Origin of the sequence: Pseudomonas sp. 2957 (assembly GCF_031456345.1) — a bacterium.
In the GTDB taxonomy this organism is placed as follows: Bacteria; Pseudomonadota; Gammaproteobacteria; order Pseudomonadales; family Pseudomonadaceae; genus Aquipseudomonas; species Aquipseudomonas siliginis.
Genome location: NZ_JAVDUL010000001.1, coordinates 617,341 through 642,514 on the forward strand (window position 1 = coordinate 617,341; position 25,174 = coordinate 642,514).

Here is a 25,174-nt window from a genome sequence, read left to right on the forward strand (position 1 = left end):
TGTTTTTCAAGCGCTTCATTTATAAGCGGTTTTTTTTAGGCACGGGTATTGCTACAGCCCTCGCAACGTTCCGTTTCACTGACGGTCAGCCAAGCGAGAGAGCCCAATGCCCCAAGCCTCCCAGATCTCTTCTGCCTCCAATATCGTGGGGCAACCCTCGTCCGTAGAGCAGGCAAGTCGTCAGGGACTTGAGCAGGCCTTCCAGCTGTTCAACCAGATGTCGAGCCAGCTGACCGACTCCTACAGCCTGCTCGAAGCGCGGGTCACCGAACTCAAGGGTGAGCTGGCCGTGGTCAGCGCCCAGCGCATGCAGGAACTGGCGGAAAAAGAACGCCTGGCCAATCGCCTGCAAAACCTCCTCGACCTGTTGCCCGGCGGCGTCATCGTCATCGACGGCCACGGTCTGGTGCGCGAAGCCAATCCGGCCGCGATCGATCTGCTCGGCTCGCCACTCGAGGGCGAACTCTGGCGCCATGTGATCGCGCGCTGCTTCGCTCCCCGTGAAGACGACGGTCATGAAATCTCCTTGAAAAACGGTCGACGCCTGTCGATTTCCACCCGCTCGCTGGATGCCGAGCCGGGGCAGTTGGTGCTGCTCAACGACTTGACAGAAACCCGGCACTTGCAGGATCAACTGGCACGGCACGAGCGTTTGTCCTCGCTGGGTCGGATGGTCGCGTCCTTGGCCCACCAGATTCGCACACCGCTGTCCGCCGCTTTGCTCTACGCCAGTCATTTGACTGAACAGCAACTGCCAGTGGAAACCCAACAACGCTTTGCCGGCCGCCTGAAAGAGCGTCTGCACGAGCTCGAACATCAAGTGCGCGACATGCTGGTGTTCGCTCGCGGTGAATTGCCGCTGACCGACCGCCTCACGCCCGGTGCCTTGATGCAGTCGCTGCAGGCTGCGGCGCTGACCCATGTGCAGGACCTGCCGATCCGCTGGCAGTGCGACAGCCATGCCGGTGAGTTGCTGTGCAACCGCGACACACTGGTCGGCGCATTACTGAATCTGATTGAAAACGCCATTCAGGCCAGCGCTGGCGAAGCGCGCCTGAAAGTGCATTGCTACACCAGAGGCAACACCCTGCGTCTGTGTGTCAGCGACAGCGGCAGCGGCATTGAGCCGACAGTTTTGGCGCGCCTCGGCGAGCCTTTTTTTACTACCAAGGTCACCGGCACCGGCCTCGGCCTGACCGTGGTCAAAGCGGTGGCCCGTGCGCATCAGGGAGAATTGACCCTGCGTTCGCGAGTCGGGCGCGGCACTTGCGCGCAGGTCAGTCTGCCGCTGTTTTCCGCTGCACAAGGAGTTGAATAAACGTCATGGGCATCAAGGTGTTGCTGGTCGAGGATGACCGTTCGTTGCGCGAGGCGCTGGCCGATACGCTGCTGCTCGCCGGCCACGACTATCACGCCGTCGGCAGCGCCGAAGAAGCGCTGACGGCCGTCGCGCAGCAAGCTTTCAGCCTGGTGGTCAGCGACGTCAACATGCCGGGCATGGACGGTCATCAATTGCTTGCGTTGCTGCGCGCACGCCAGCCGCAATTGCCGGTGCTATTGATGACCGCCCACGGCGCCGTCGAGCGTGCGGTCGATGCGATGCGCCAAGGCGCGGCGGATTATCTGGTCAAGCCGTTTGAGCCCAAGGCATTGCTCGATCTGGTGGCGCGGCATGCGCTGGGCTGCATTGATGCTGGCGAAGCGGAAGGCCCTGTCGCCGTTGAACCGGCCAGTGCGCAGTTGCTTGAGTTGGCGGCGCGGGTTGCGCGCAGTGATTCGACTGTCCTCATCTCCGGCGAGTCCGGCACCGGTAAAGAAGTGCTGGCGCGCTATATCCACCAGCAATCGCGGCGGGCGAGCCAGCCATTTATCGCAATCAACTGCGCGGCGATCCCTGACAACATGCTCGAAGCGACACTGTTCGGTCATGAGAAAGGTTCGTTCACTGGCGCTATAGCCTCGCAGGCTGGCAAGTTCGAGCAAGCGGACGGCGGCACCATTCTGCTCGATGAAATTTCCGAAATGCCCCTGGGCCTGCAAGCCAAGTTGCTGCGCGTCCTGCAAGAGCGGGAAGTGGAGCGAGTGGGCGCGCGCAAGCCAATCACTCTGGACATTCGCGTGGTCGCCACGACCAACCGTGATCTGGCCGGCGAAGTGGCGGCGGGGCGTTTTCGCGAAGACCTGTTTTACCGCTTGTCGGTTTTCCCTCTGGCTTGGCGTCCACTTCGCGAACGCACTGCCGATATCCTGCCGCTGGCGGAAAAGTTGCTGGCCAAACACGTCAATAAAATGAAGCACGCAGCAGCGAAGCTGTCCGCCGAAGCTCAAGCTTGCCTGACCGCGTATCCGTGGCCAGGCAATGTACGTGAACTGGACAACGCCATTCAGCGCGCGTTGATTCTGCAGCAGGGCGGTTTGATTCAGCCGCAGGATTTTTGCCTGAGCGGTGCGGTGACATTTGCGCCGTTGCCGGTCGCGGCACCAGTGATCCGCGAGGTGGAAATCGAGGCGGATTCTTCCGGCGCGCTGGGCGATGACCTGCGCCGCCGGGAGTTTCAGATGATCATCGACACCCTGCGCGCCGAGCGTGGCCGCCGTAAGGAAGCTGCCGAAAAGCTCGGCATCAGCCCGCGCACCCTGCGCTACAAACTGGCGCAAATGCGCGATGCCGGGATGGATGTCGAAGGTTATCTGTTCGCCACCTGATCGATGCTGCAAAACATTCCAGATGCTTTTCTCAGGAGGGTGCCCACTAGCTGGCACCCTTGTTGCTAATACCTGTGTACCCGCCGAGTGAGTGTCAAAAAATTGCGGGCCGCCCAAGAGAGTAGACCATGAGCCAAGGTATTGAATTTAATCGGTTGATGATGGACATGCAGGCCATGAAAGTGGATGCCATGTCTGCGCGTAAATCGACTGCCGCTGTCCCTGAAATCGCGGGCAGCAGCTTTTCCGACATGCTCGGTCAGGCGATCAATAAAGTCAGCGATACCCAGCAGGCGTCGACTCAACTGGCCAACGCGTTCGAGATCGGCAAGAGCGGTGTCGACCTGACTGACGTCATGATTGCGTCGCAAAAAGCCAGCGTGTCGTTCCAGGCTCTGACCCAGGTGCGCAACAAGCTGGTCCAGGCTTACCAAGACATCATGCAGATGCCGGTTTAAGGGCGAAATAAGTCATGGCAGAAGCAGTCGCTGATAACGTTCCGGCCAAGGCCACCCCGATCGACGGCAAACCGCCGCTGTTCGGCCTGTCCTTTCTGGAAAACCTTTCCCAGATGACCGTGCTGCGTCAGGTCGGCCTGTTGGTCGGTCTGGCGGCGAGCGTGGCGATTGGCTTTGCCGTGGTGCTGTGGTCGCAGCAGCCGGATTACCGTCCACTGTACGGCAGCCTTGCCGGCATGGACGCCAAGCAGGTCATGGAAACCCTGGCCGCCGCTGACATTCCCTACAACGTAGAACCCAATTCCGGCGCCTTGCTGGTCAAGGCCGACGACCTGTCCCGTGCGCGGATGAAACTCGCTGCCGCTGGTGTCACTCCCAGCGACGGCAACATCGGTTTCGAAATCCTCGACAAGGAACAGGGTCTGGGTACCAGCCAGTTCATGGAAGCGACCCGTTATCGTCGCGGCCTCGAAGGCGAACTGGCGCGGACCATTTCCAGTTTGAACAACGTAAAGGGTGCTCGCGTGCACCTGGCCATTCCGAAGAGTTCGGTGTTCGTCCGTGACGAGCGCAAGCCGAGCGCTTCGGTACTGGTCGAGCTGTACAGCGGGCGTTCGCTGGAGCCGGGTCAGGTGGTGGCGATCATCAACCTGGTGGCGACTTCCGTGCCCGAGTTGAGCAAATCGCAGATCACCGTCGTCGATCAGAAGGGCAACCTGCTCTCCGATCAGGCGGAGAACTCGGAAATGACCATGGCCGGCAAGCAGTTCGATTACAGCCGCCGCATGGAAAGCATGCTCACCCAGCGCGTGCACAACATTCTGCAACCGGTACTGGGCAACGATCGTTACAAGGCTGAAGTCTCCGCCGACGTCGATTTCAGTGCCGTCGAATCGACCGCCGAGCAGTTCAACCCGGACCAACCGGCGTTGCGCAGCGAGCAGTCGGTCAACGAACAACGTACCGCCAGCAATGGCCCGCAAGGTGTGCCGGGTGCCCTGAGCAACCAGCCGCCGTCGCCTGCCTCGGCGCCGCAGACCACCGGTGGCACCGCCGCACCGGCCGGGATGATTCAGCCAGGTCAGCCATTGGTTGATGCCAACGGCCAGCAGATCATGGACCCGGCCACCGGCCAGCCGATGCTCGCGCCGTACCCGGCGGACAAGCGTCAACAATCGACCAAGAACTTCGAACTCGACCGTTCGATCAGCCACACCAAGCAGCAGCAGGGCCGTCTCAATCGCCTGTCGGTGTCGGTGGTGGTCGACGATCAGGTCAAGATCAACCCGGCCAACGGTGAAACCAGCCGTGCGCCGTGGAGCGCCGACGAATTGGCGCGCTTTACCCGCCTGGTGCAGGACGCGGTCGGTTTCGACGCCAGCCGTGGCGACAGCGTCAGCGTGATCAACATGCCGTTCTCCGCCGAGCGCGGCGAAGTGATTGCCGATATTCCGTTCTACTCCCAGCCATGGTTCTGGGACATCGTCAAACAAGTGCTGGGTGTGCTGTTCATCCTCGTACTGGTGTTTGGTGTGCTGCGTCCGGTGCTCAACAACATCACCGGCGGTGGCAAAGGCAAGGAGCTGGCCGGTCTGGGCAGCGACGTGGAACTCGGTGGCATGGGCGGCCTGGACGGCGAACTGGCCAACGACCGCGTGAGCCTCGGTGGTCCGCAGAGCATTCTGTTGCCGAGCCCGAGCGAGGGTTATGACGCGCAGCTGAATGCAATCAAGAGTCTGGTAGCTGAAGACCCGGGTCGCGTGGCTCAGGTCGTGAAAGAGTGGATTAACGCAGATGAGTGATAACCGAGCCGCCACCGTCAAACTGACCAAGGTCGACAAAGCCGCGATTCTGCTGCTGTCCCTGGGTTCGACCGATGCTGCGCAAGTGTTGCGCCACATGGGGCCCAAAGAGGTTCAGCGCGTCGGGGTGGCCATGGCGCAGATGGGCAACGTCCATCGCGAACAGGTCGAGCAGGTGATGAGCGAGTTCGTCGACATCGTCGGCGATCAGACCAGTCTCGGCGTCGGATCCGACGACTACGTACGCAAGATGCTCACCCAGGCCCTGGGCGAAGACAAGGCCAACGGCCTGATCGACCGCATCCTGCTCGGCGGCAACACCAGCGGCCTCGACAGCCTGAAATGGATGGAGCCGCGCGCAGTCGCTGACGTCATCCGTTACGAACACCCGCAGATCCAGGCAATCGTGGTCGCGTACCTCGACCCGGATCAGGCCGGTGAAGTGCTCGGCAACTTCGACCATAAAGTGCGTCTGGACATCATCCTGCGCGTCTCGTCGTTGAACACCGTGCAACCGGCCGCCTTGAAAGAACTCAACCAGATTCTCGAGAAACAGTTCTCCGGCAACTCGAACGCCTCGCGCACCACCCTGGGTGGCATCAAGCGTGCGGCCGACATCATGAACTTCCTGGACAGCTCGATCGAAGGCCAGCTCATGGACTCGATCCGCGAAGTCGACGAAGACCTGTCCGGTCAGATCGAAGACCTCATGTTCGTGTTCAACAACCTTGCCGACGTCGACGACCGTGGCATTCAGGCGCTGTTGCGCGAAGTCTCTTCCGATGTGCTGGTGCTGGCCCTCAAAGGCTCGGACGAGGGCGTCAAGGAAAAAATCTTCAAGAACATGTCCAAGCGTGCCGCCGAACTGTTGCGCGACGACCTCGAGGCGAAAGGCCCGGTGCGCGTCAGCGACGTCGAAACCGCGCAGAAGGAGATCCTCACTATTGCCCGTCGTATGGCCGAAGCCGGCGAGATCGTGCTCGGTGGCAAGGGCGGCGAGGAAATGATCTAAGCCCATGGATAAGCCTGACGAGTCTGTGACGGATCTGATCCGCGCCCGTGATGTTCGCGGCTTCGAATCCTGGGCGCTGCCCAGCTTCGACCCGCCGAAACCGGAACCCGAGCCGGAGCCGGAACCCGAACCGCCGGAAATGGAAGAAGTGCCGCTGGAAGAAGTCCAGCCACTGACCCTGGAAGAACTCGAAAGCATCCGTCAGGAGGCTTACAACGAGGGCTTCGCCATTGGTGAAAAGGAAGGTTTTCACAGCACCACGCTGAAGGTGCGTCAGGAGGCTGAAACAGCGCTGGCGGCGAAAATCGCCAGCCTTGAGCTGCTGATGGCCAACCTGTTCGAACCGATCGCCGAGCAAGACACCCAGATTGAAAAGTCGCTGGTCGACCTCGTGCAGCACATCACCAAACAAGTGATCAAGCGCGAACTGGCCATCGACTCGACACAGATCGAACACGTCATGCGCGATGCCCTCAAGCTGTTGCCGCTGGGCGTGGAAAACGTGCGCCTGTACGTTAATCCGCAGGATTTCGCCCAGGTCAAAGCCCTGCGCGAACGCCACGAAGAAACCTGGCGCATCGTCGAGGACGAGTCGCTGTTGCCGGGCGGTTGCCGGGTTGAAACCGAGCACAGCCGAATCGACGCCAGCGTCGAGTCACGGGTGACCCAGGTCATGGCCAAGCTGTTCGACCAATTGCATGAGCAGGCTCTGCATCCGGCAGCGCCTGACTTGAGTCTGGACATTCCTGAAGACACCCCAGCGGCTGTCGACTCTGACGAGCCGCGCGCGGACGCCAGCGATGCGCCTTGAACGCACCAGCTTCGCCAAGCGCCTGAGCACCTACGCCGAGGCCACCGAGATTGCCGGCGCGCCGATCCTTGAAGGTCGGCTGCTGCGCATGGTTGGCCTGACCCTCGAAGCCGAAGGCCTGCGCGCCGCCATGGGCACCCGCTGCATGGTGATCAATGACGACAGCTACCATCCGTCTCAGGTGGAAGCGGAAGTCATGGGTTTTTCCGGCAGCAAAGTCTTTCTGATGCCGGTCGGCAGCGTCGCCGGCATTGCCCCGGGCGCTCGTGTGGTGCCGCTGGCCGACACCGGTCGTTTGCCGATGGGCATGAGCATGCTCGGCCGTGTTCTTGACGGTGCCGGCCGCGCGCTGGACGGCAAGGGTGGCATGAAGGCCGAAGACTGGGTGCCGATGGACGGCCCGACCATCAACCCGCTCAACCGTGATCCGATCAGCGTACCGCTGGATGTCGGCATCCGTTGCATCAACGGTTTGCTGACGGTCGGCCGTGGCCAGCGTCTGGGTCTGTTCGCCGGTACCGGTGTCGGTAAATCGGTGCTGTTGGGCATGATGACCCGCTTCACCGAAGCCGACATCATCGTCGTCGGCCTGATCGGTGAGCGTGGCCGCGAAGTTAAGGAATTCATCGAGCACATCCTCGGTGAAGAGGGCCTCAAACGCTCGGTAGTGGTTGCCTCGCCAGCAGACGATGCACCGCTGATGCGTATGCGCGCGGCGATGTATTGCACGCGCATCGCCGAGTATTTCCGCGACAAGGGCAAGAACGTGCTGCTGCTGATGGACTCGCTGACCCGTTTCGCCCAGGCCCAGCGCGAAATCGCGCTGGCCATCGGCGAACCGCCAGCAACCAAGGGCTATCCGCCCTCGGTGTTCGCCAAGCTGCCGAAACTGGTGGAGCGCGCCGGTAACGCGGAGAAGGGCGGTGGCTCGATCACGGCGTTCTACACCGTACTGTCCGAAGGCGACGACCAGCAGGACCCGATTGCCGACTCGGCGCGTGGCGTGCTCGACGGCCACATCGTCCTGTCGCGGCGCCTGGCCGAGGAAGGCCACTATCCGGCGATCGACATCGAAGCGTCGATCAGCCGGGTGATGCCGGCGGTGGTTTCGCCGGATCACATGCAGCGCGCGCAGTATTTCAAGCAGCTTTGGTCGCGCTATCAGCAGAGCCGTGATTTGATCAGCGTCGGTGCCTATGTGGCCGGTGGTGATCGCGAGACCGATCTGGCGATTTCCCTGCAGCCGCAATTGGTCAGGTATCAGCGCCAGGGCCTCAACGACAAAATCAATCTGGGTGAAAGCCAGGCCTATCTGGAAACCCTGTTCGCCCCTGCGGCGGGCGGGTAACCGGCCATGGCCGTCAGCCGCGCTGCGCGCCTGGCACCGGTGGTGGACATGGCCGAGAAGGCCGAGAAAGCCGCCGTGCAGCGCCTCGCCTACTTTCAGGGCCAGGTCAAAGTTGCCGAAAGCAAACTGGCCGACCTCAATGCCTTTCGTCTGGATTACTCGCAGCAGTGGATCGTCCGTGGCAGCACCGGCGTCACCGGGCAATGGCTGCTGGGTTTTCAGGGTTTCCTGGCGCAACTCGATACTGCCGTCGACCAGCAACGGCAGAGCCTGGTCTGGCACCAGAACAAGCTCGACAAGGCTCGTGAAGAGTGGCAGCAGGCGTTTGCCCGCGTCGAGGGTTTGCGCAAACTGGTGCAGCGCTATCGTGATGAAGCGCAACGCCTGGAAGACAAGCGCGAGCAGAAGCTGCTCGATGAACTGTCGCAGCGGTTGCCAAGGCGTGATGCCTTCTAAACCTCACCGCCAAACCCTGTGGGAGCGAGCCTGCTCGCGAAAGCGCCGTGTCAGTCAATCCTGTAGTCAACTGACAGAATGCCTTCGCGAGCAGGCTCGCTCCCACACTTGTTCCACTGTTGCGCCTTGCCCCAAGCCTATCCAGGTGCTAAACCTTGTACAGGTTCGTCAATGACAAGGAAGCCAGTCAATGTCAGTCGTTACAGAAGTCTCTCCAGACCAGAAAAAGCTCACGATCGCCGTCAAAGGCCGGTTCGATTTCGGTCGCCATCAGGAATTTCGCGAGTCGTATGAACGGCTCCCACACAAACCCGAATCCATCGTGGTCGATCTCAAAGAGGCCACTTACCTCGACAGCTCCGCGCTGGGCATGTTGCTTCTGCTGCGTGATCACGCCGGTGGCGACAATTCGGATATCCGCGTCGTCAACAGCAGCTCCGATGTGAAGAAAATCCTCGCGATTTCCAACTTCGACAAACTCTTCGACATCAGTTGACGCCCATGCAGGCGCAAGAGCCGCTGACCATTCTTATCGCCGAAGACAGCGCCGCCGACCGGCTGCTGCTGTCGACCATTGTCCGCCGTCAAGGTCATCAGGTGCTGACGGCGGCCAATGGTGCGGAGGCGGTCGAATGCTTCCAGCAGCAACAACCCGATCTGGTGTTGATGGACGCGCTGATGCCGGTGATGGACGGCTTCGAAGCGGCGCGGCAGATCAAGGCGCTGGCGGGTGAAGCGTTGGTGCCGATCATCTTCCTCACCTCGCTGACCGAGAGTGAAGCGCTGGCCCGTTGTCTGGAGGCTGGCGGTGACGATTTTCTGGCGAAGCCGTACAACCAGGTGATCCTTGCCGCCAAAATCAAGGCGATGGATCGCTTGCGTCGCCTTCAGGCCACGGTCCTGCAGCAGCGCGATCTGATCGCGAAACATCATGACTATCTGCTCAACGAACAACGCGTGGCCAAAGCGGTGTTCGACAAGGTCGCGCATTCAGGGTGCCTGAGTGCGCCGAACATCCGTTACCTGCAATCGCCTTACGCCCTGTTCAATGGCGATCTGTTGCTCGCTGCGTATACGCCGGCCGGTGACATGCACGTCATGCTCGGCGATTTCACCGGGCATGGCTTGCCGGCAGCGGTGGGGGCGATGCCGCTGGCCGAAGTGTTTTATGGGATGACCGCCAAGGGCTATGGCCTGGCCGAAACCCTGCGCGAGATGAACGCCAAGCTCAAGCGCATCCTGCCGGTGGACATGTTCTGCTGTGCCACCTTGCTCAGTCTGAGTTTCCAGAGCCGTTCGGTGGAGGTGTGGAATGGTGGCATGCCCGACGGTTACCTGCACCGCATGGCCAGCGGCGAGCGTGTTCCCTTGCCGGCGCGGCATTTGCCCCTTGGGATTCTCAGCGCGCAAGCCTTCGATGACCGTACGGATGTGTATCCGATGGCCGTCGATGATCGAGTGTTTCTGTTATCGGACGGGGTGATCGATACCTGCGATGCCAATGACCAGTTGTTCGGCGTCGAACGCTTGCAGCAGGTGTTTGCGGCGAACCGTGAGCCGGATCGGTTATTCGAGGATATCGAACAGGCGTTGCGCGATTTTCGCGGACAGGCCCGTGATGACGTAAGCATGGTCGAAGTCAGTCTGCTTGAGTCGGCGCAGGCCCACGGCGCAGCGCCGGTGTATTCCGACAGTGGCCAGTCGTGCCCGCTGGACTGGTCGGCCAGTTTCGAGTTTCGCGGCGCCACGCTCAGGCGCTTCAATCCGTTGCCGTTCCTCTTGCAGTTGCTGCTTGAGGTGCATGGCCTGCGCGCGCAAAGCGGGGCGCTGTACAGCGTGCTCGCCGAGTTGTATTCCAATGGGCTGGAGCATGGCGTGCTCGGGCTGGACTCGAGCCTCAAACGCGATGCGGCAGGTTTCGCCCGCTACTATGAAATGCGCGCGGCGCGGCTGGAGGCGCTGCAAGACGGTTTCGTGCGCGTGCATCTGCAGGTGCAACCGCAAGGCGAGGGTGGGCGGCTGGTCATTCGTGTCGATGACAGTGGCAAGGGGTTTGATGTGGCGCGGGTCATGGAAAGGCCCGTGGATAACGTCCGCTTGTCGGGACGCGGCATCGGTCTGGTCCGGCAGCTGGGGCGCAACGCCAGTTGGTCGGACCAAGGTCGTAGTGCCAGCGTGGAGTTTTTCTGGGAGATTGAGGCATAATCCGCCCATTCTTGATCAAGGAGTGAGCAAGTGACAGACGCACATGTAAATCGCGAAGTCCTCGATACTTTGCGCGAGGTGATGGAGGACGGCTATACGGAATTGCTGGAGACTTTTCTGGCAGATTCGCAAAGCCGCCTGCACGAGTTGCAGGACAGCACCAGCGCCAAAGCGCTTTCCGATGTAGCGCATAGCTTCAAGGGCAGCGCCAGCAACATGGGCGCGGTTCGACTGGCCGAGTTGTGCCAGGACCTGGAGTCGAACGCGAAGGACAAAAGCCCGGAAGCGCTCGCTCAGCTAGTCGCCGATATCCATTCTGAATTCGCCGAAGTACGTCCGGTGTACGAAAGCGAAAAGCACCACGCCCACATCCACTGAAGCTGCCGTCCGGCGCTTTTCGCAAGTGTCTGGCCAAACTGGCCCGGCACTTGCAGTCAACTTGCTCAACTGTACCTACGATCCCAGTGCAGCGGAGACCGTGTCATGCCTGCGACCCCCAACATTCTTCTTCAGACCGCCGCTCAGGCCAAGGCGCAAGCCGCCTCTGCCAAATCGTCGGCAATGGCCGCAGACGCCGGGGACAAGGCCTCCAGCTTCGCCAAAGTGTTCGCCGATCAGGCGCCGGCCAAGCCCGCCGTGAGCGCTGACAATTCAGTCAAGCCGGCACGCGATAAGGTCGCGGACAGCAGCGGCAAAAAGGATATCGGCAAAGAGCAGTCTGCCGCGCCCCAGCCAGCAGTTGCCGATAGCGGCAAAGCGTTGCCTGCCGACAAAGCGGCGGCGAGCGACGACGCGACAGCGACTGCCGATGACACCACTGAAACCGTACAAACCCCTGTGGCCGATGCCGCGCCTGTAGACCCGGCCCTTGATCCGGCCTTGGCGCAAGTCGTTCAGCCGTTGGTGGCAGCGCCTGTGGTGCAAACGCCAACAGTCGCCACGCCAGCCCAGCCGGAAACCGAAACGCCTGCACTGGCGGTCGTGTCGGGCATGGTCAAAGATCCGGCGGCAACCGACAGCGATTTCGATCCATCGGCCGACCCGCTCGACTCGATGCCGGCCGTGCGCATGGCGATGGAGCAGGGCGGGCATATTTCCGCCGCCAGTCAGGCGCAACCGAAAGCCACGCCTGCTCAAGCTCAGGCTGACGGCGAATTGACCGCCGCGCAGAACTTTGCCGCCGGCATGGCCAGCATGCTCGACGTGCAGGCCGACAAGGACAGCACCAGCCAAGGCGGCGAACAAGCTTTCAGCGGGCTGATCGACGATGGTCTGAAGGATCTGAAATCGGCTACCAGCGACACCCGCGTCGATGACTTCGCCAACCGTCTGGCGGCACTGACCCAGGCCGCTACGCCGAAAACCGCCAATGCGCTGCCGGTGAATCAGCCGATCGCCATGCACCAGAGCGGCTGGACCGAAGAAGTGGTCAACCGCGTCATGTACCTGTCCAGCGTCAACCTGAAGGCCGCCGACATTCAGTTGCAACCGGCGGAGCTGGGGCGTCTGGATATCCGCGTGAACATGGTTCCCGATCAGCAGACCCAGGTCACCTTCATGAGCGCGCACCCGAGCGTGCGTGAAGCGCTCGACAGCCAGATGCACCGCCTGCGCGACATGTTCAACCAGCAGGGCATGGGCCAGGTGGATGTCAATGTCGCCGACCAGAACCGTGGCTGGCAGGGTCAGCAAGGTCAGGAACAGGCGCAGCAGGGGCAGAGTGGCCGGACCAGCGCTGCGGGTGGCCGCTTGGATTCGGCGGATGAGGAATTGCCACCGGCTACTGTCGCTGAAGTGGCGGCGCAGACTACCAGCGTAATTGGCAGCAGCGCGGTCGACTATTACGCCTGAGCAAATCAAGAGCCCCCTCACCCTAGCCCTCTCCCAGAGGGAGAGGGGACCGATTGGGGAATCTTGAAGAACTACGCCGACCTGAACGAGCATCGCTGAATCCGTTCGACATTCGGCGACCTGTTGATTCCCGCCCTGAACTTGCAATCACCTCGGTTGTGCAGGTCGATGTCCAGCCCCATTACATCTCGGTCGGCCCCCTCTCCCTCCGGGAGAGGGCTGGGGTGAGGGTGCTTTTGACTTTAGCGTCGTTCTCGACCTCCGACACTTCTGGCATAACACTTGCTCTTGCCTTGCCGTGCGACTGTGAAACCCCCGATTAGTGACGGATTATTGGCATGGCGAAGAGCGAAGCTGCAGCAGTAAAAGACCCCGCAACCAAAGGCAAACTCAAGCTGATCATCGTGATCGTGCTGGCGTTGCTGGTGGCCATTGGTGCATCCGTCGGGGCGACCTGGTTCTTCATGCATGGCGCGCAGAGCAAGCCTGCCGAGGCCGCTGAAGCAGCGCCGGTCGGCAAGCAGGCGGCGATTTTCGAGCCGATGGCGCCGGCCTTCGTGGCCAACTACAACCAGAACGGCCGTCAGCGCTACATGCAGGTGAGCATCACCATGCTGGCGCGTAATCAGGCCGATCTGGACGCGCTCAAAGTGCACATGCCGGTTATCCGCAACAACCTGGTAATGCTCTTCTCCGGTCAGGATTTCGCCACACTGGCGACCCCGGTCGGCCAGGAGATGTTGCGCCAGAAGGCCACCGCCAGCGTCCAGGAAGTGGCGCAGAAAGAACTGGGCAAAGTGGTCATCGAACAGTTGCTTTTCACTAATTTCGTACTGCAGTAGGAACACGACATGGCCGTGCAGGATCTGCTGTCCCAGGATGAAATCGATGCGCTGCTGCATGGCGTCGATGATGGTCTGGTACAGACCGATAATGCTGCCGAACCCGGCAGTGTCAAAAGCTACGACCTGACCAGCCAGGATCGCATCGTCCGTGGACGCATGCCGACGCTGGAAATGATCAACGAGCGCTTTGCCCGCTACACCCGCATCAGCATGTTCAACATGCTGCGCCGCTCGGCGGACGTGGCTGTCGGTGGCGTGCAGGTGATGAAGTTCGGCGAATACGTGCACTCGCTGTACGTGCCGACCAGCCTCAACCTGGTCAAGATCAAACCGCTGCGCGGCACCGCGCTGTTCATCCTCGACGCCAAACTGGTGTTCAAGCTGGTGGACAACTTCTTCGGTGGTGACGGCCGTCACGCCAAGATCGAAGGGCGTGAGTTCACCCCGACCGAACTGCGCGTAGTGCGCATGGTGCTGGAGCAGGCTTTCGTCGATCTGAAGGAAGCCTGGCAGGCGATCATGGAAGTCAATTTCGAGTACATCAACTCGGAAGTGAACCCGGCCATGGCCAACATCGTCGGCCCGAGCGAAGCGATTGTGGTCTCCACCTTCCACATCGAACTCGATGGCGGTGGCGGCGATCTGCACGTGACCATGCCGTACTCGATGATCGAGCCGGTGCGCGAGATGCTCGACGCCGGTTTCCAGTCCGACCTCGACGATCAGGACGAGCGCTGGGTCAACGCCCTGCGCCAGGACGTGCTCGATGTCGACGTGCCGATCGGCGCCACCGTGGCCCGCCGCCAGTTGAAGCTGCGCGACATCCTGCACATGCAACCGGGGGATGTGATCCCGGTCGAGATGCCGGAAGACATGATCATGCGCGCCAACGGCGTGCCGGCCTTCAAGGTCAAGATGGGCTCGCACAAAGGCAACCTCGCGTTGCAGGTGATCGAGCCGATCGAGCGTCGCTGAGGCGGCGCTTTCCACCCCCGTATTTAACCGAATTGTTGCCCGCCGAGGACACATGATGAACGACGATATGAACGCGCAGGACGACCAGGCACTGGCCGATGAATGGGCTGCGGCCCTGGAAGAAACCGGTGATGCCGGCCAGGCTGACATCGATGCACTGCTGGCTGCCGACGCAGGCACTTCCAGCTCCAACCGTCTGCCGATGGAAGAGTTCGGCAGCGTGCCGAAGAACAATGATCCGGTGACCCTCGACGGCCCGAACCTGGACGTGATCCTCGACATTCCGGTGTCGATTTCCATGGAAGTCGGCAGTACCGACATCAACATCCGCAACCTGCTGCAACTCAACCAGGGTTCGGTGATCGAGCTTGATCGTCTGGCCGGTGAGCCGCTCGACGTGCTGGTCAACGGCACCTTGATCGCCCACGGCGAAGTAGTGGTGGTCAACGAGAAGTTCGGCATCCGCCTGACCGACGTGATCAGCCCAAGCGAACGCATCAAGAAGCTGCGCTGAGTGAAAAGGTTTCTCTGGGTGCTGCTGGCATGGCCGTTGAGCGTGCTGGCTGCCGAGCCGGGCGCAACCACTGCCGCGCCTGCCGCCACCGCGCCAATGGTCAACAGCGGCGTGGCCGGTCAGTTGACGCAACTGGTGTTCGGTTTGCTGCTGGTGCTGGGTTTGATCTTTTTCCTCGCCTGGCTGTTGCGCCGCGTGCAGCAGGCGGGGCCAGCGGGCAAGGGCCAGGTAATCGAGCTGATCGGCTCACGCGCGCTCGGTCCGCGTGACCGCTTGATGCTGGTGCAGGTCGGCAACGAGCAGATTCTGCTCGGCCTCAGCCCCGGCACCATCACCGCGCTGCACGTGCTCAAAGAGCCGGTCGAAGTCCCCACCGCCAGTGAAAAAGCGACGCCGGAATTTGCTCAGCATCTGCTGAAGATTCTTGGCAAGGACCAGAAGGATACGAAGTAATGGGTGCGCTCCGCATCGTCTTGACGCTGGTCCTGTTGCTGGCCGCGCCGCTGGCGTTCGCCGCCGATCCGTTGTCTATCCCGGCGATCACGCTGGGCACTAATGCCGACGGCGCGCAGGAATATTCGGTCAGTCTGCAGATCCTGCTGATCATGACCGCGCTGAGCTTTATTCCAGCGGCGGTCATCCTGATGACCAGCTTCACGCGGATCATCATCGTCTTCTCGATCCTGCGTCAGGCCCTCGGCCTGCAACAGACGCCGTCGAACCAGATCCTCACCGGCATGGCGCTGTTCCTGACGCTGTTCATCATGGCGCCGGTGTTCGACCGGGTGAACAACGACGCGCTGCAACCGTATCTGGCGGAAACCCTCACCGCCCAGCAAGCGGTGGAAAAGGCTCAGGTGCCGATCAAGGACTTCATGCTCGCGCAGACCCGCACCAGCGATCTGGAGCTGTTCATGCGCCTGTCCAAGCGCACCGACATTGCCAGCCCGGATCAGGCGCCGTTGACCATTCTGGTGCCGGCGTTCGTGACTTCCGAGCTTAAAACCGCCTTCCAGATCGGCTTCATGATCTTCATTCCGTTCCTGATCATCGACCTCGTCGTGGCGAGCGTGCTGATGGCCATGGGTATGATGATGCTCTCGCCGCTGATCATCTCGCTGCCGTTCAAGATCATGCTGTTCGTGCTGGTCGATGGCTGGGCGCTGATCATCGGTACTCTGGCCAGCAGTTTTGGAGGTGTTTCGCCATGACGCCGGAAGTCGCGGTCGATATCTTTCGTGAAGCCCTGTGGCTGACCACCATGATGGTCGCCATCCTGGTGGTGCCGAGCCTTCTGGTCGGCCTGCTGGTGTCGATGTTCCAGGCTGCCACGCAGATCAACGAACAGACCCTGAGCTTCCTGCCGCGTCTGCTGGTGATGCTGGTGACCCTGATCATCGGCGGTCCGTGGATCGTGCAGACGTTCATGGAATACATCATCCAGCTGTACAAAAACATTCCGATGGTCATCGGCTAAGCCATGCAATCGTTGCTTCAGCTGACCGACACCCAGATCAGCACCTGGGTGGCGTCGTTCATGTTGCCGCTGTTTCGCGTGGCGTCGATGCTGATGGTCATGCCGGTGTTCGGCACCACCCTGATCCCGCGCCGCGTGCGCCTGTATTTCGCCGTGGCGATCACCGTGGTCATCACCCCGGCGCTGCCGCCGATGCCCGCCGTCAGCCCACTCGATCTCAGCGGCCTGTTGCTGATCGGCGAGCAGATTCTGGTGGGCGCCGTACTCGGCTTTTCCCTGCAACTGTTCTTCCAGGCTTTCGCCGTCGCCGGGCAGATTGTTGCGATCCAGATGGGCATGGGCTTCGCCTCGATGATCGACCCTACCAACGGCGTTTCAGTGGCGGTGATCGGGCAGTTCTTCACCATGCTGGTGACGTTGCTGTTCCTGTCGATGAACGGCCATCTGGTGGTGTTCGAAGTCCTCACTGAAAGTTTCACCACGCTGCCGGTCGGCGGCGGTTTGATGGTTGCGCATTACTGGGAACTGGCCGGCAAACTCGGCTGGGTCCTCGGCGCCGCATTGCTGCTGGTGTTGCCGGCCGTCACCGCACTGTTGGTGGTCAACATCGCCTTCGGCGTGATGACCCGCGCCGCGCCGCAACTGAACATCTTCTCGATCGGTTTTCCGCTGACCCTGGTGCTCGGCCTGTTCATCGTCTGGGTGGGCCTGGCGGACATTCTCAACCAGTATCAACCGCTGGCCAGCGAGGCCTTGCAGTTGCTACGTGAACTGGCACGGGCGCGCTGAGTCATGGCAGAGAGCGAAAGCGGTCAGGACAAAACGGAAGACCCCACGGAGAAGCGCAAAAAGGACTCCCGTGAGAAGGGTGAAATCGCCCGTTCCAAAGAGCTCAACACCCTGGCCGTGATGATGGCCGGCGCCTCTGCGCTGCTGATTTTCGGCGGCATGCTTGCGCAAGAAATGATGGACGTGATGCGCCTGAACTTCACCCTGTCCCGCGAAGTGGTCATGGATCAGGGCGCCATGGGCCGATTTTTGCTGGAGTCGGGCCTGATCGCGTTGCTGGCGATTCAGCCGGTGATGATCACCCTGTTGCTCGCCGCCATCATCGGGCCAATCTCCCTGGGTGGCTGGCTGTTCGCGGCAAGTTCGCTGGCACCCAAATTCAGCCGGATGAACCCGGCCGCCGGCCTCAAACGGATGTTCTCGTTCAAGGCTGTGGTTGAACTGCTCAAGGCATTGGCGAAGTTTCTGATTACCTTGGGCGTGGCGCTGTTGGTATTGTCCGCCGACGTCGACGACTTGCTGCGCATCGCCCACGAACCACTGGACATGGCGATCATCCACAGCGTCTTGCTGGTGGGCTGGAGCACGCTGTGGCTGGCCTGCGGTCTGATCATCATCGCCGCCGTCGACGTGCCGGTGCAGATCTGGGAGAGCATGAAGAAGCTCAAGATGACCAAGCAGGAAGTGCGCGACGAACACAAGGACCAGGAAGGCCGACCCGAGGTCAAACAACGCATTCGCCAGACCCAGCGCGAAATGTCCCAGCGACGGATGATGGCGGCGATTCCCGAAGCCGACGTGGTCATCACCAACCCGACCCACTACGCGGTCGCGCTCAAGTACGACTCGGAGAAGGGCGGCGCGCCGGTGCTGCTGGCCAAGGGCAGCGACTTCATCGCCCTGAAAATCCGCGAAATCGCAGTGGCCAACAACGTCATGCTGCTCGAGTCGCCTGCGCTGGCGCGCTCGATCTATTACTCAACTGAGCTTGAGCAGGAAATTCCCGGTGGACTGTATCTGGCGGTGGCGCAGGTATTAGCCTACGTCTACCAGATCCGCCAACACCAGGCGGGCAAGGGCAAACGGCCGGACCCGCTCAAGGATGATCTGCCGATTCCACCGGACTTGCGGCGGGATTCCTGACGTTGCTGCGCAGCCTTTTGTCTGAGATTCCCCTTTACTGTCAACTCTGACAGGTGCAGTCGCCGTGATTTTGCAGTTTGATGCAAGATGCAGCTGCGTACTGGCGCGGTCAGGCGAGCGAGTGCAAGGGAGCACGACGATGAAAGGTATTTTCAGCAGCTACGATGAAAAAACCGGCAAAGGCACCATCACGCCGAAGCCGACGGGACGATGCCTTTCCTTTGCCGAAGCCACGAATTTTTTCTGACTGCCAAAGAGTACCGATTCAGCGTTCCATTGGCTGAGGCCTTGCAGGCGAAGATCAAAGTGGGCGGCGAAGTCGAGTTCGAATTGCCCAGGACCAAAAATGGGAAAGTGAAAATCCTTCGGTATTGACCGGCAGTTTGCCCTCATCGCCAAACACCTGAAAAGAAAACCGCCGTCCCGATGATGCGCAACGGCGGTTTTTTTGGGCGATTATTGCCTGCCAGTCAGCCTTCGCGAGCAAACTTGATTCCACTTGTAATGCGATCAACCGTCGAAAGTGAGCCTGCTTGCTAAGGGGTCATCCCGGTCAGGAAAACAACCAAGTTCAAGCCCCGCTGTTCTAGATCACCGGTTAAATAAATCCGTTCCCTTTACTCCTGTCCCCTTTTCTCTCAATTCTGATGAGGCGAAGCGTCGACTCACTACCGCAAACACAAGACAGTGTGTCCAGGGCTAGAATGATAAGCATGCTCTCTCCACCCTTGTCCTTCGTTGTACAACCCCCAATACAAACTAACGTCTGAGCGAATTCCATAGCCAGCGAACTGAGTCACAAAAAATTTAGTCCGGAACAAAACCAGGTCTGACGTTTTTACAGCACGGCCATTCGCATTGACCCACTGATCAATCTTTGAATCAGCTATAAGTGATGGTGAGACAATGCATTGTTCGACGTTGCTTACAGAAACAGAAATTGAGGCATGTTGGCCTGAGCTATCTCTTACATTGATGGTGGTGCTGCCATTACCTTCACTCCAGATTAACCCGACGTCATTGACGTTTGCGATTTTTGGATTATCCGATTGATAAGTAATTTGACCCACTCCTCCTGACGCTTGACGATTTGCTGAGGCTCCAGACGGATGAACACCCGTAAGGCGCCATCTATCGATGTACTGACCACTGGTATTCACGATTGACACTGTCCTGCCTGACAACTCTAAAGGTGAATCATCTATGATGAGTTTTGCACGTACCTTGAGGCCTACATTTAGACTAGGGAACAGAGTAGCTTCGTTTTTGTCCCCGTTGGTGCTGAATCCAACACTAATGTCCACGCGAAGAGATCCATCAACAAGGCGGTCTAGTTCCGAACGCAAAAGCGTTCTGCTCAATTTACCTGGCATTTCAATTTCAATTCCATTAGCCAACGAAATTTCGTAGTCCGATCCATCATCTTTTTTTCCTACGCAAAGCAGCCAGAACTTTTGTCCCTTTGCCATGGCTGTCCAGGTATCGACTGTCACAGTCGCATCGCCATCAAAAGTCGATAAATCAAGTACTTTTCCTCCGTCCGGCCCAATTGCTTGGAGAATTACGGGTGTCGGCAAACGCGGGTCTCCATCAGCGATTGTCATGACATCAAACCTGACTGTTGGTGATTCTCCAGCCGGAACTCCGGTACGAATCAAATCCCACCGCAACTCAATCGCCTTGCCATGCCAAGCCGCCAGAAACGCAGCGCTCAATGAAATCTCTGCAATCCCACCAACAAAATCCACCACCGGAAACGGCGGCGCACCGGCCGGCGCGTTCACCTGGACGAATTGAGCTTTATCGTCTTTCTCTGCTGCGAAACCTGTTATCTGAAGCTTCACTCCATCCGGATTAGCCAAAACGTCAATCGGCACAGTGGGCGGGGTCAAGGTTGGGGGTGGCAGGTCAAGTTGCAGGCCAATGACGGTATACACCTGATCCGGAAACCGCGTGGCGCTAGCGAAGTCATTGCTCTTGTCCTCCGATACCCAGAATTCCAGTTTCAACAGCGATCCTTCTTTCAATTCTTTCAGAAAAGCTATGAGCAGCGGTTTATCCCAGAACCCCTGACTGACCCAGGTCGCATTCACCTTGTGGGTGTCACCATTCCAGAATTGCAGGACGTGTGCCGAGCCGTCAGGTTTCTGGCCGGTGAGCTTCAACCACACCTGCTGACCGACCTGGATTCCCGTCCAGTCGCGTGCTCGCAGCGTGGCGTCCTGGCCCCTCAGTGCGGCCACGTCGAGCATGCCGTCCACGGCCTCAGCGATTATCGGCGAGTTGTACACCTTCTGATTGGCGGTGATAGTGATCGGGGTCGTCGCCGACTCATTGTTGTTGGTCAATTGATCGCGCACCCTGGCGAAGACCGAATGGGTGCCGTCGCCAATCAACTGCAATTCGGCAGCCGTCAGGGTATGGTTGATCGGGCTTGTGGGGTTGGGAAATGTGATGCTCCAGGTGCCTATGGTGAGCGTGACCGTGTCGTGAGGCCGTGAGTAACCGACGGTGATCGTGATGACTGCCGTCTGCCCCGGTGCGACGCTGGGTGGATGGCTGACGGTGACGGTAGGCGCCGGGTTGTTGTAGAGCAGCTTAAGTGTGGGTGAGTCAGCGTCGTTACCGCTGGCTCGGGTCACTCTGTAGCGGACATCGTTGACACCGTTTGTGAACCAGCTCGCCGGCACGTGCAAAAGAATGCGTTCCTGCTCCTCACCGGGATAGATGGTTTTGCTGATGCCGGTGTTGACTCCGTTGACAAAAATAGTCACGACGTCATAAGCCGCCATGACCCAATTCCGCAAGCCGGTTATGGGGTCGATGACAAGTTCTACCCCAGATGGAGTGAATGCCGAGAGAGGAAGGCCACCATCGGCAGTACCTGGAGGCAGCACCGGTGTTATCCATTGCGGGGGGTACACGGGATACAAGGCCAGGGCAGCGTTGGCTTCGGTTGAATGGACTTGAACGCTCATTCTGTTCTCCAGGAACAATGGCAGGCAAGGTTCATCACAACGCAGAACGAGGCGCCCGTCACCTGTCAGATCTGACAGGTGGGGACGGTTTTCCGACCAATGGTATCGCTGAAGGAGTGGGCGCTCCTGCGCCGCCGAGAGGCCTAGCTCGCGCAAGCTGCACTCGACAGGATCTTCAGCCGCTGCAAGATTTGCATCCAAGAAGATCAAAATGTGGGAGCGCGCTTGCTCGCCAAAAGGCCGGCTCTCTCACTCGAATCACTCAGCCGAACCGCATCATCCAGGCAACTCCAGATTATCCAGCACCCGATTTACCGCCAGTTCCCCGAGCATGATCAGTTGCGCAATCCCCATCAGCGTTCGGCGCTGCGATGGTTTGACCAGCCCGGCGAATTCCTGGGCGATGGTTTTGGCGCAGGTAGGGGGTTCTTAAGCGTCTGCCAACAGGCCTTCGCTTTTAGTGGCGGCGGTAATGGCGTACAGGCCTGCGGTTTTTGGCTTGACTGTAGGCCGTGGCGCGAGGATTTGTAGGATGGAGGGCGTGTCTGCAGGTATTTTTTAACGCGATCACTATTGTAAAAACTCCAAACTGAGTCTATTTGCCGTAGCGCTGGGCATCGAGAACAATCCGATGCCCAGCGATCTATGACGGCGTCACAGCAATGGATCAATTAATTATTGAGAAGTTATCCACGGAGCAGCCATATCTCCCGTTAGTTAAGTCTATGTACTTTATTTTTCTGTTCGGTGTTTCTGTGATCTCGGCCCAGACTTGATCTGGCACTTCATATGGGGGCGTGAGGTGGGACTTAATTAGCTGTAGATTTTCATCGTAGCATGTGTAGGTCGTTTGAACTCGAGAGATGGATGCGATGCCGAATCTAATACTTCTTGCTGTATTTTTCAGTGTGAATCTTAAAGTTGAATTGTGGTAAATATATATATATTTAGATATCAAATACGGGGCGAAAATGCTACTAGTGGCAATGCTAGAATTCCCCGCTACGACAGTAACGGTCATGCTTGGAAAGTCCATGACTGTGCCAACAGGCTTGTTTCCGTCGGTGCCCGTCTCGAAATCTTCCATTACAATCAAAGGGTCGTTCAATAAGTTCAAATTTAACGTGGGGAAGATAATTGGTGTCGAGTTTGTGGTGGCGCTCGGTAACGCTTCGAAGAGAATCTCAAATTTAGTGTCGTGCTTGAGTGTTAAAAGATTTTCCCTGGAAACGCTTTCCTTTAGTCCTGACGCTTTTTCCGTCTCCGTGATGTTGTGGTCAGTTAATATTGGTATGACGCAGTTATCATCATTGTTATCTTTTCCTGCGATCTTCAGGTTTACGAAGTTTTCAGTGCTAATTCCGATCCAAGGTATCACGGTGATCTCGGCGGCTCCTTCAAATGTACGCAAATCTAGCACTTTGTTATCCGGCGCCTGTGACACTCTCGGAGAAGGTAAACGCTCATCGCCATCTATAATCTTTGACACGTTCAGCTTGACCGATTCTGATTGTCCAGCTCTACCCCCATTGCGATTCAAATTCCAGCGCAGCTCAATCACTTTCCCATGCCGGGCTGCTAGAAATGCCGGACTCAATAACGTGTTCACCCGTTTGTTGGCATTGAATTCCACCAATGGAAATTGCGGCGAGCCCGCCGGTGCATTGACTTCCACCAGTCGTGCACGGTCTCCTTTTAAAGCGCCAAGATACTCGATGCGCACCGTCACGCCGTTCGGATAGGCCAGTACATCAATCGGGTCAACGGCCGGTGCCACCAGAAACGGGGGCAGCAACACAATGGTGCTGCCGTCGATTGCATCGGCCGTGGTGGTCTTGGAGGTCGCAATAGTGATGCCGCCGCGCACCAGTTCATATTTCGCCCGTACGACGCTGCCGGCGATTACTTTGGCATTGGGCACCTTCAGCTTGTAGGTGAACGGAATGCGCCCGACATCGGCCTCGACGGTGTGCGACTCCACGGGGGTGTCGAGTTTGCTGGCGGTGTAGATCACACGGATTTTGTCGTTGGGCTGCCAAAGTGGGGCGAATGCATGGACCAGTACGGTGAGGTCCTTGCTACCGAGTTTGGCCAGATCGATGGTGCTTGGGTCATCGCTAGGATCGTCCGGGTCTTCGGCCAGATCGGGGGCGACCAATCGGGTTTCCGTCAGGTGCACATCGACCTCTACTGCGCCCGAGTAAGGCGAGTCGGTATCCGGTCCGTTGCCTAGCTGATCGGTGACAGTGTAGGAAAAGACGAACTTCGGATTGTCCCCTGCCTGCTGGAACACATCTTTCCCAACCATCACGCAAACCGTCGTTGGCTCGGCTGAAGGGGTAGTCGGGGCTTCTGCGGCAGTGACGGTTCGCTCAACATCCTGGCCATTGCAGTTCAACCGGATCACGTCGTAGGCGCGGCAGTAGGGGTAGGCAAAGCACACCTGCACGCCTTGTTCGGCGCGCTCGGCGTCGATGCCGTCCTCGATCACGTCCTGCGGCAGGATCAGTTGCAGTTCGGAATGGGCGCCGTCACCCGGTGTGCGATCCTCGATGCCTGGGCGAATAGCGTTGTACAGCAAGGTCAGCTCCGGCGTTGAAGTGCCGATGTTCTGGCTGGCGCGGGTGATGGTGTAAACGAGCGTATTGAGCTGATTTGGCAGCAACAAGCCTTTGGGCAGATAAAGGGTCTGAACCTCGTTTTCCTCGCCTGTCTGGATGGTTTTTGTCGCTTCGGTACTGGCGCCGTTCAGCATTAGCCGGATCACGTCGCCTGCTTGCACCGTACCGGCTAGCGGAGGATCGACGGCGATGGTCAGGCCCATGGGTTTGAGGTCATATACGTGTTTGGGGACGCCATAATGGGCACCCACTACCGGCTCAGTCGCTTCAGGAGCGCGGGGTGGGGAGAGCGCCAACACGGCGTTGTCGGGTGTCTGGGTTGTGGTCATGACTGATGCTCCTGAGCGGTGGAAAGGTCAGGTGCCATCAGAGCGCTTAATGGCCGATTGCGCACCTGTCAGATCTGACAGGTGTCAATGAGTCTCAGACGAATGGTCGGGTTGAGCGATGGAGCAATGAGGCCCCGCCATCTCGGTTGATGGGGGGTATGTGTCACGAAGATGTGTCGCCTGGTAGTCAACTTTCGCGAGCCTGCTCGCGAAGACGTCAGCAGCCATAGCGCTTTATTCAGGGTTTGTTACTGCGGCAATTCCAGATTATCCATTACCCGATTCACCGCCAGCTCCCCAAGCATGATCAGTTGCGCAATCCCCAGCAGCGTCCTGCGCTGCGACGCCGGTATGAGATGGGCGAAGTCATGGGCGATGGTTCTGGCTGAGGCGAGTGTTTCGCTGGCGTCGGCCAGCAGTTCCTCGTTTTTGAAGTCCGCAGTGACGGCGTACATCCGGCGGGTTTTGCGTGGCGGTGGGGTAGGGGTGGGCAGAGGTAGTGATCGAGCGCGCGTTCGGGGGCGTCGTTGAGCTTTTTTGAATCGAGGGATTCGTAGGGGGAGGTGGGGTCGGTTTCGGGTGGGTTGGGTGTGGGTTTGATCATGGTGAAGCTCCTATATAAGTGGAGCCGTCAGGCACTGTCGCTAAACAGTAAGGTGGCGGCTGTACGCAGGTTAGCGAACCGGTTATAGGCACCCGGCAGACCCGAAGGTCTCCCACATACAGCCACCATGGCGCAGTCGCAGATACTGAACCCGCGACAAAGCATGGAACGCTGATGCACCTATTCAAGATCCGGGTCGCTAAACCCGATCGCTGATTCGTCAGCGACCGGACCACAATAGAATCCGACC

22 protein-coding genes and 2 pseudogenes are annotated in these 25,174 nt (G+C 59.2%); 20 read left to right on the forward strand and 4 right to left on the reverse strand.

Annotated features, from left to right (window positions below):
* The first annotated feature begins 106 nt into the window (after positions 1–106).
* The 20 genes from J2Y39_RS02825 to flhB all read left to right on the forward strand — a co-directional run bounded on the left by J2Y39_RS02825 (position 107) and on the right by flhB (position 18,392).
* Complete coding sequence (locus J2Y39_RS02825; RefSeq protein WP_252887504.1) at positions 107–1,318, forward strand: PAS domain-containing sensor histidine kinase; 1,212 nt, start codon at positions 107–109, stop codon at positions 1,316–1,318.
* Between the two features lie 5 nt (positions 1,319–1,323).
* Positions 1,324–2,706: a sigma-54 dependent transcriptional regulator gene (locus J2Y39_RS02830; protein WP_310214957.1), complete on the forward strand. Its 1,383-nt coding sequence runs from the start codon at positions 1,324–1,326 to the stop codon at positions 2,704–2,706.
* Between the two features lie 128 nt (positions 2,707–2,834).
* Positions 2,835–3,164, forward strand: coding sequence for a flagellar hook-basal body complex protein FliE (gene fliE / locus J2Y39_RS02835; RefSeq protein ID WP_016771081.1), 330 nt, complete (start codon positions 2,835–2,837; stop codon positions 3,162–3,164).
* Between the two features lie 14 nt (positions 3,165–3,178).
* A complete protein-coding gene (gene fliF / locus J2Y39_RS02840; RefSeq protein WP_041479017.1) occupies positions 3,179–4,966 on the forward strand; it encodes a flagellar basal-body MS-ring/collar protein FliF in 1,788 nt (595 codons plus the stop codon).
* Complete coding sequence (gene fliG / locus J2Y39_RS02845) at positions 4,959–5,978, forward strand: flagellar motor switch protein FliG (protein WP_016771079.1); 1,020 nt, start codon at positions 4,959–4,961, stop codon at positions 5,976–5,978. The genes fliF and fliG overlap by 8 nt, the downstream gene beginning before the upstream one ends.
* 4 nt (positions 5,979–5,982) lie before the next feature.
* On the forward strand, positions 5,983–6,789 hold the full coding sequence (gene fliH / locus J2Y39_RS02850; RefSeq protein ID WP_041479018.1) for a flagellar assembly protein FliH: 807 nt from the start codon (positions 5,983–5,985) through the stop codon (positions 6,787–6,789).
* Positions 6,779–8,137, forward strand: coding sequence for a flagellar protein export ATPase FliI (fliI, locus tag J2Y39_RS02855; RefSeq protein WP_016771077.1), 1,359 nt, complete (start codon positions 6,779–6,781; stop codon positions 8,135–8,137). Before fliH ends, fliI begins: the two co-directional genes overlap by 11 nt.
* 6 nt (positions 8,138–8,143) lie before the next feature.
* Entirely contained in the window at positions 8,144–8,593 is a 450-nt protein-coding gene (fliJ, locus tag J2Y39_RS02860) for a flagellar export protein FliJ (RefSeq protein WP_016771076.1), read from the forward strand.
* Between the two features lie 190 nt (positions 8,594–8,783).
* Complete coding sequence (locus J2Y39_RS02865) at positions 8,784–9,089, forward strand: STAS domain-containing protein (protein ID WP_056783805.1); 306 nt, start codon at positions 8,784–8,786, stop codon at positions 9,087–9,089.
* Positions 9,090–9,094: 5 nt separating this feature from the next.
* Positions 9,095–10,798 carry a fused response regulator/phosphatase gene (locus J2Y39_RS02870; RefSeq protein WP_150636660.1) on the forward strand — a complete coding sequence of 568 codons (1,704 nt, stop codon included), beginning with the start codon at positions 9,095–9,097 and terminating at the stop codon, positions 10,796–10,798.
* A 30-nt stretch (positions 10,799–10,828) separates the two neighbouring features.
* Complete coding sequence (locus J2Y39_RS02875; RefSeq protein ID WP_056783810.1) at positions 10,829–11,176, forward strand: Hpt domain-containing protein; 348 nt, start codon at positions 10,829–10,831, stop codon at positions 11,174–11,176.
* Positions 11,177–11,281: 105 nt separating this feature from the next.
* Positions 11,282–12,649 carry a flagellar hook-length control protein FliK gene (locus J2Y39_RS02880; protein ID WP_310214969.1) on the forward strand — a complete coding sequence of 456 codons (1,368 nt, stop codon included), beginning with the start codon at positions 11,282–11,284 and terminating at the stop codon, positions 12,647–12,649.
* A gap of 338 nt (positions 12,650–12,987) precedes the next feature.
* On the forward strand, positions 12,988–13,491 hold the full coding sequence (fliL, locus tag J2Y39_RS02885; RefSeq protein WP_016771071.1) for a flagellar basal body-associated protein FliL: 504 nt from the start codon (positions 12,988–12,990) through the stop codon (positions 13,489–13,491).
* 9 nt (positions 13,492–13,500) lie between these two features.
* A complete protein-coding gene (fliM, locus tag J2Y39_RS02890) occupies positions 13,501–14,469 on the forward strand; it encodes a flagellar motor switch protein FliM (protein ID WP_003222890.1) in 969 nt (322 codons plus the stop codon).
* 55 nt (positions 14,470–14,524) lie between these two features.
* Entirely contained in the window at positions 14,525–14,983 is a 459-nt protein-coding gene (gene fliN, locus J2Y39_RS02895; RefSeq protein ID WP_016771070.1) for a flagellar motor switch protein FliN, read from the forward strand.
* Positions 14,984–15,436: a flagellar biosynthetic protein FliO gene (gene fliO, locus J2Y39_RS02900; protein ID WP_016771069.1), complete on the forward strand. Its 453-nt coding sequence runs from the start codon at positions 14,984–14,986 to the stop codon at positions 15,434–15,436.
* Positions 15,436–16,194, forward strand: a complete 759-nt coding sequence (gene fliP, locus J2Y39_RS02905; RefSeq protein WP_016771068.1) for a flagellar type III secretion system pore protein FliP — start codon at positions 15,436–15,438, stop codon at positions 16,192–16,194. Before fliO ends, fliP begins: the two co-directional genes overlap by 1 nt.
* Entirely contained in the window at positions 16,191–16,460 is a 270-nt protein-coding gene (gene fliQ / locus J2Y39_RS02910) for a flagellar biosynthesis protein FliQ (protein ID WP_016771067.1), read from the forward strand. The genes fliP and fliQ overlap by 4 nt, the downstream gene beginning before the upstream one ends.
* 3 nt (positions 16,461–16,463) lie before the next feature.
* Positions 16,464–17,249 (forward strand): flagellar biosynthetic protein FliR, encoded by a 786-nt coding sequence (fliR, locus tag J2Y39_RS02915; RefSeq protein WP_016771066.1) that lies wholly within the window; start codon positions 16,464–16,466, stop codon positions 17,247–17,249.
* Positions 17,250–17,252: 3 nt separating this feature from the next.
* On the forward strand, positions 17,253–18,392 hold the full coding sequence (flhB, locus tag J2Y39_RS02920) for a flagellar biosynthesis protein FlhB (RefSeq protein ID WP_016771065.1): 1,140 nt from the start codon (positions 17,253–17,255) through the stop codon (positions 18,390–18,392).
* A gap of 668 nt (positions 18,393–19,060) precedes the next feature.
* Here flhB and J2Y39_RS02925 read toward each other — a convergent pair.
* The 4 genes and pseudogenes from J2Y39_RS02925 to J2Y39_RS02940 all read right to left on the reverse strand — a co-directional run bounded on the left by J2Y39_RS02925 (position 19,061) and on the right by J2Y39_RS02940 (position 24,924).
* Entirely contained in the window at positions 19,061–21,370 is a 2,310-nt protein-coding gene (locus J2Y39_RS02925) for a hypothetical protein (protein ID WP_310214973.1), read from the reverse strand.
* Between the two features lie 276 nt (positions 21,371–21,646).
* Positions 21,647–21,886, reverse strand: a pseudogene (locus J2Y39_RS02930) (DUF6124 family protein); the annotation flags it as partial.
* A 151-nt stretch (positions 21,887–22,037) separates the two neighbouring features.
* Entirely contained in the window at positions 22,038–24,320 is a 2,283-nt protein-coding gene (locus J2Y39_RS02935) for a hypothetical protein (RefSeq protein ID WP_310214975.1), read from the reverse strand.
* A 248-nt stretch (positions 24,321–24,568) separates the two neighbouring features.
* Positions 24,569–24,924: pseudogene (locus tag J2Y39_RS02940) on the reverse strand (DUF6124 family protein).
* Positions 24,925–25,174 lie beyond the last annotated feature (250 nt).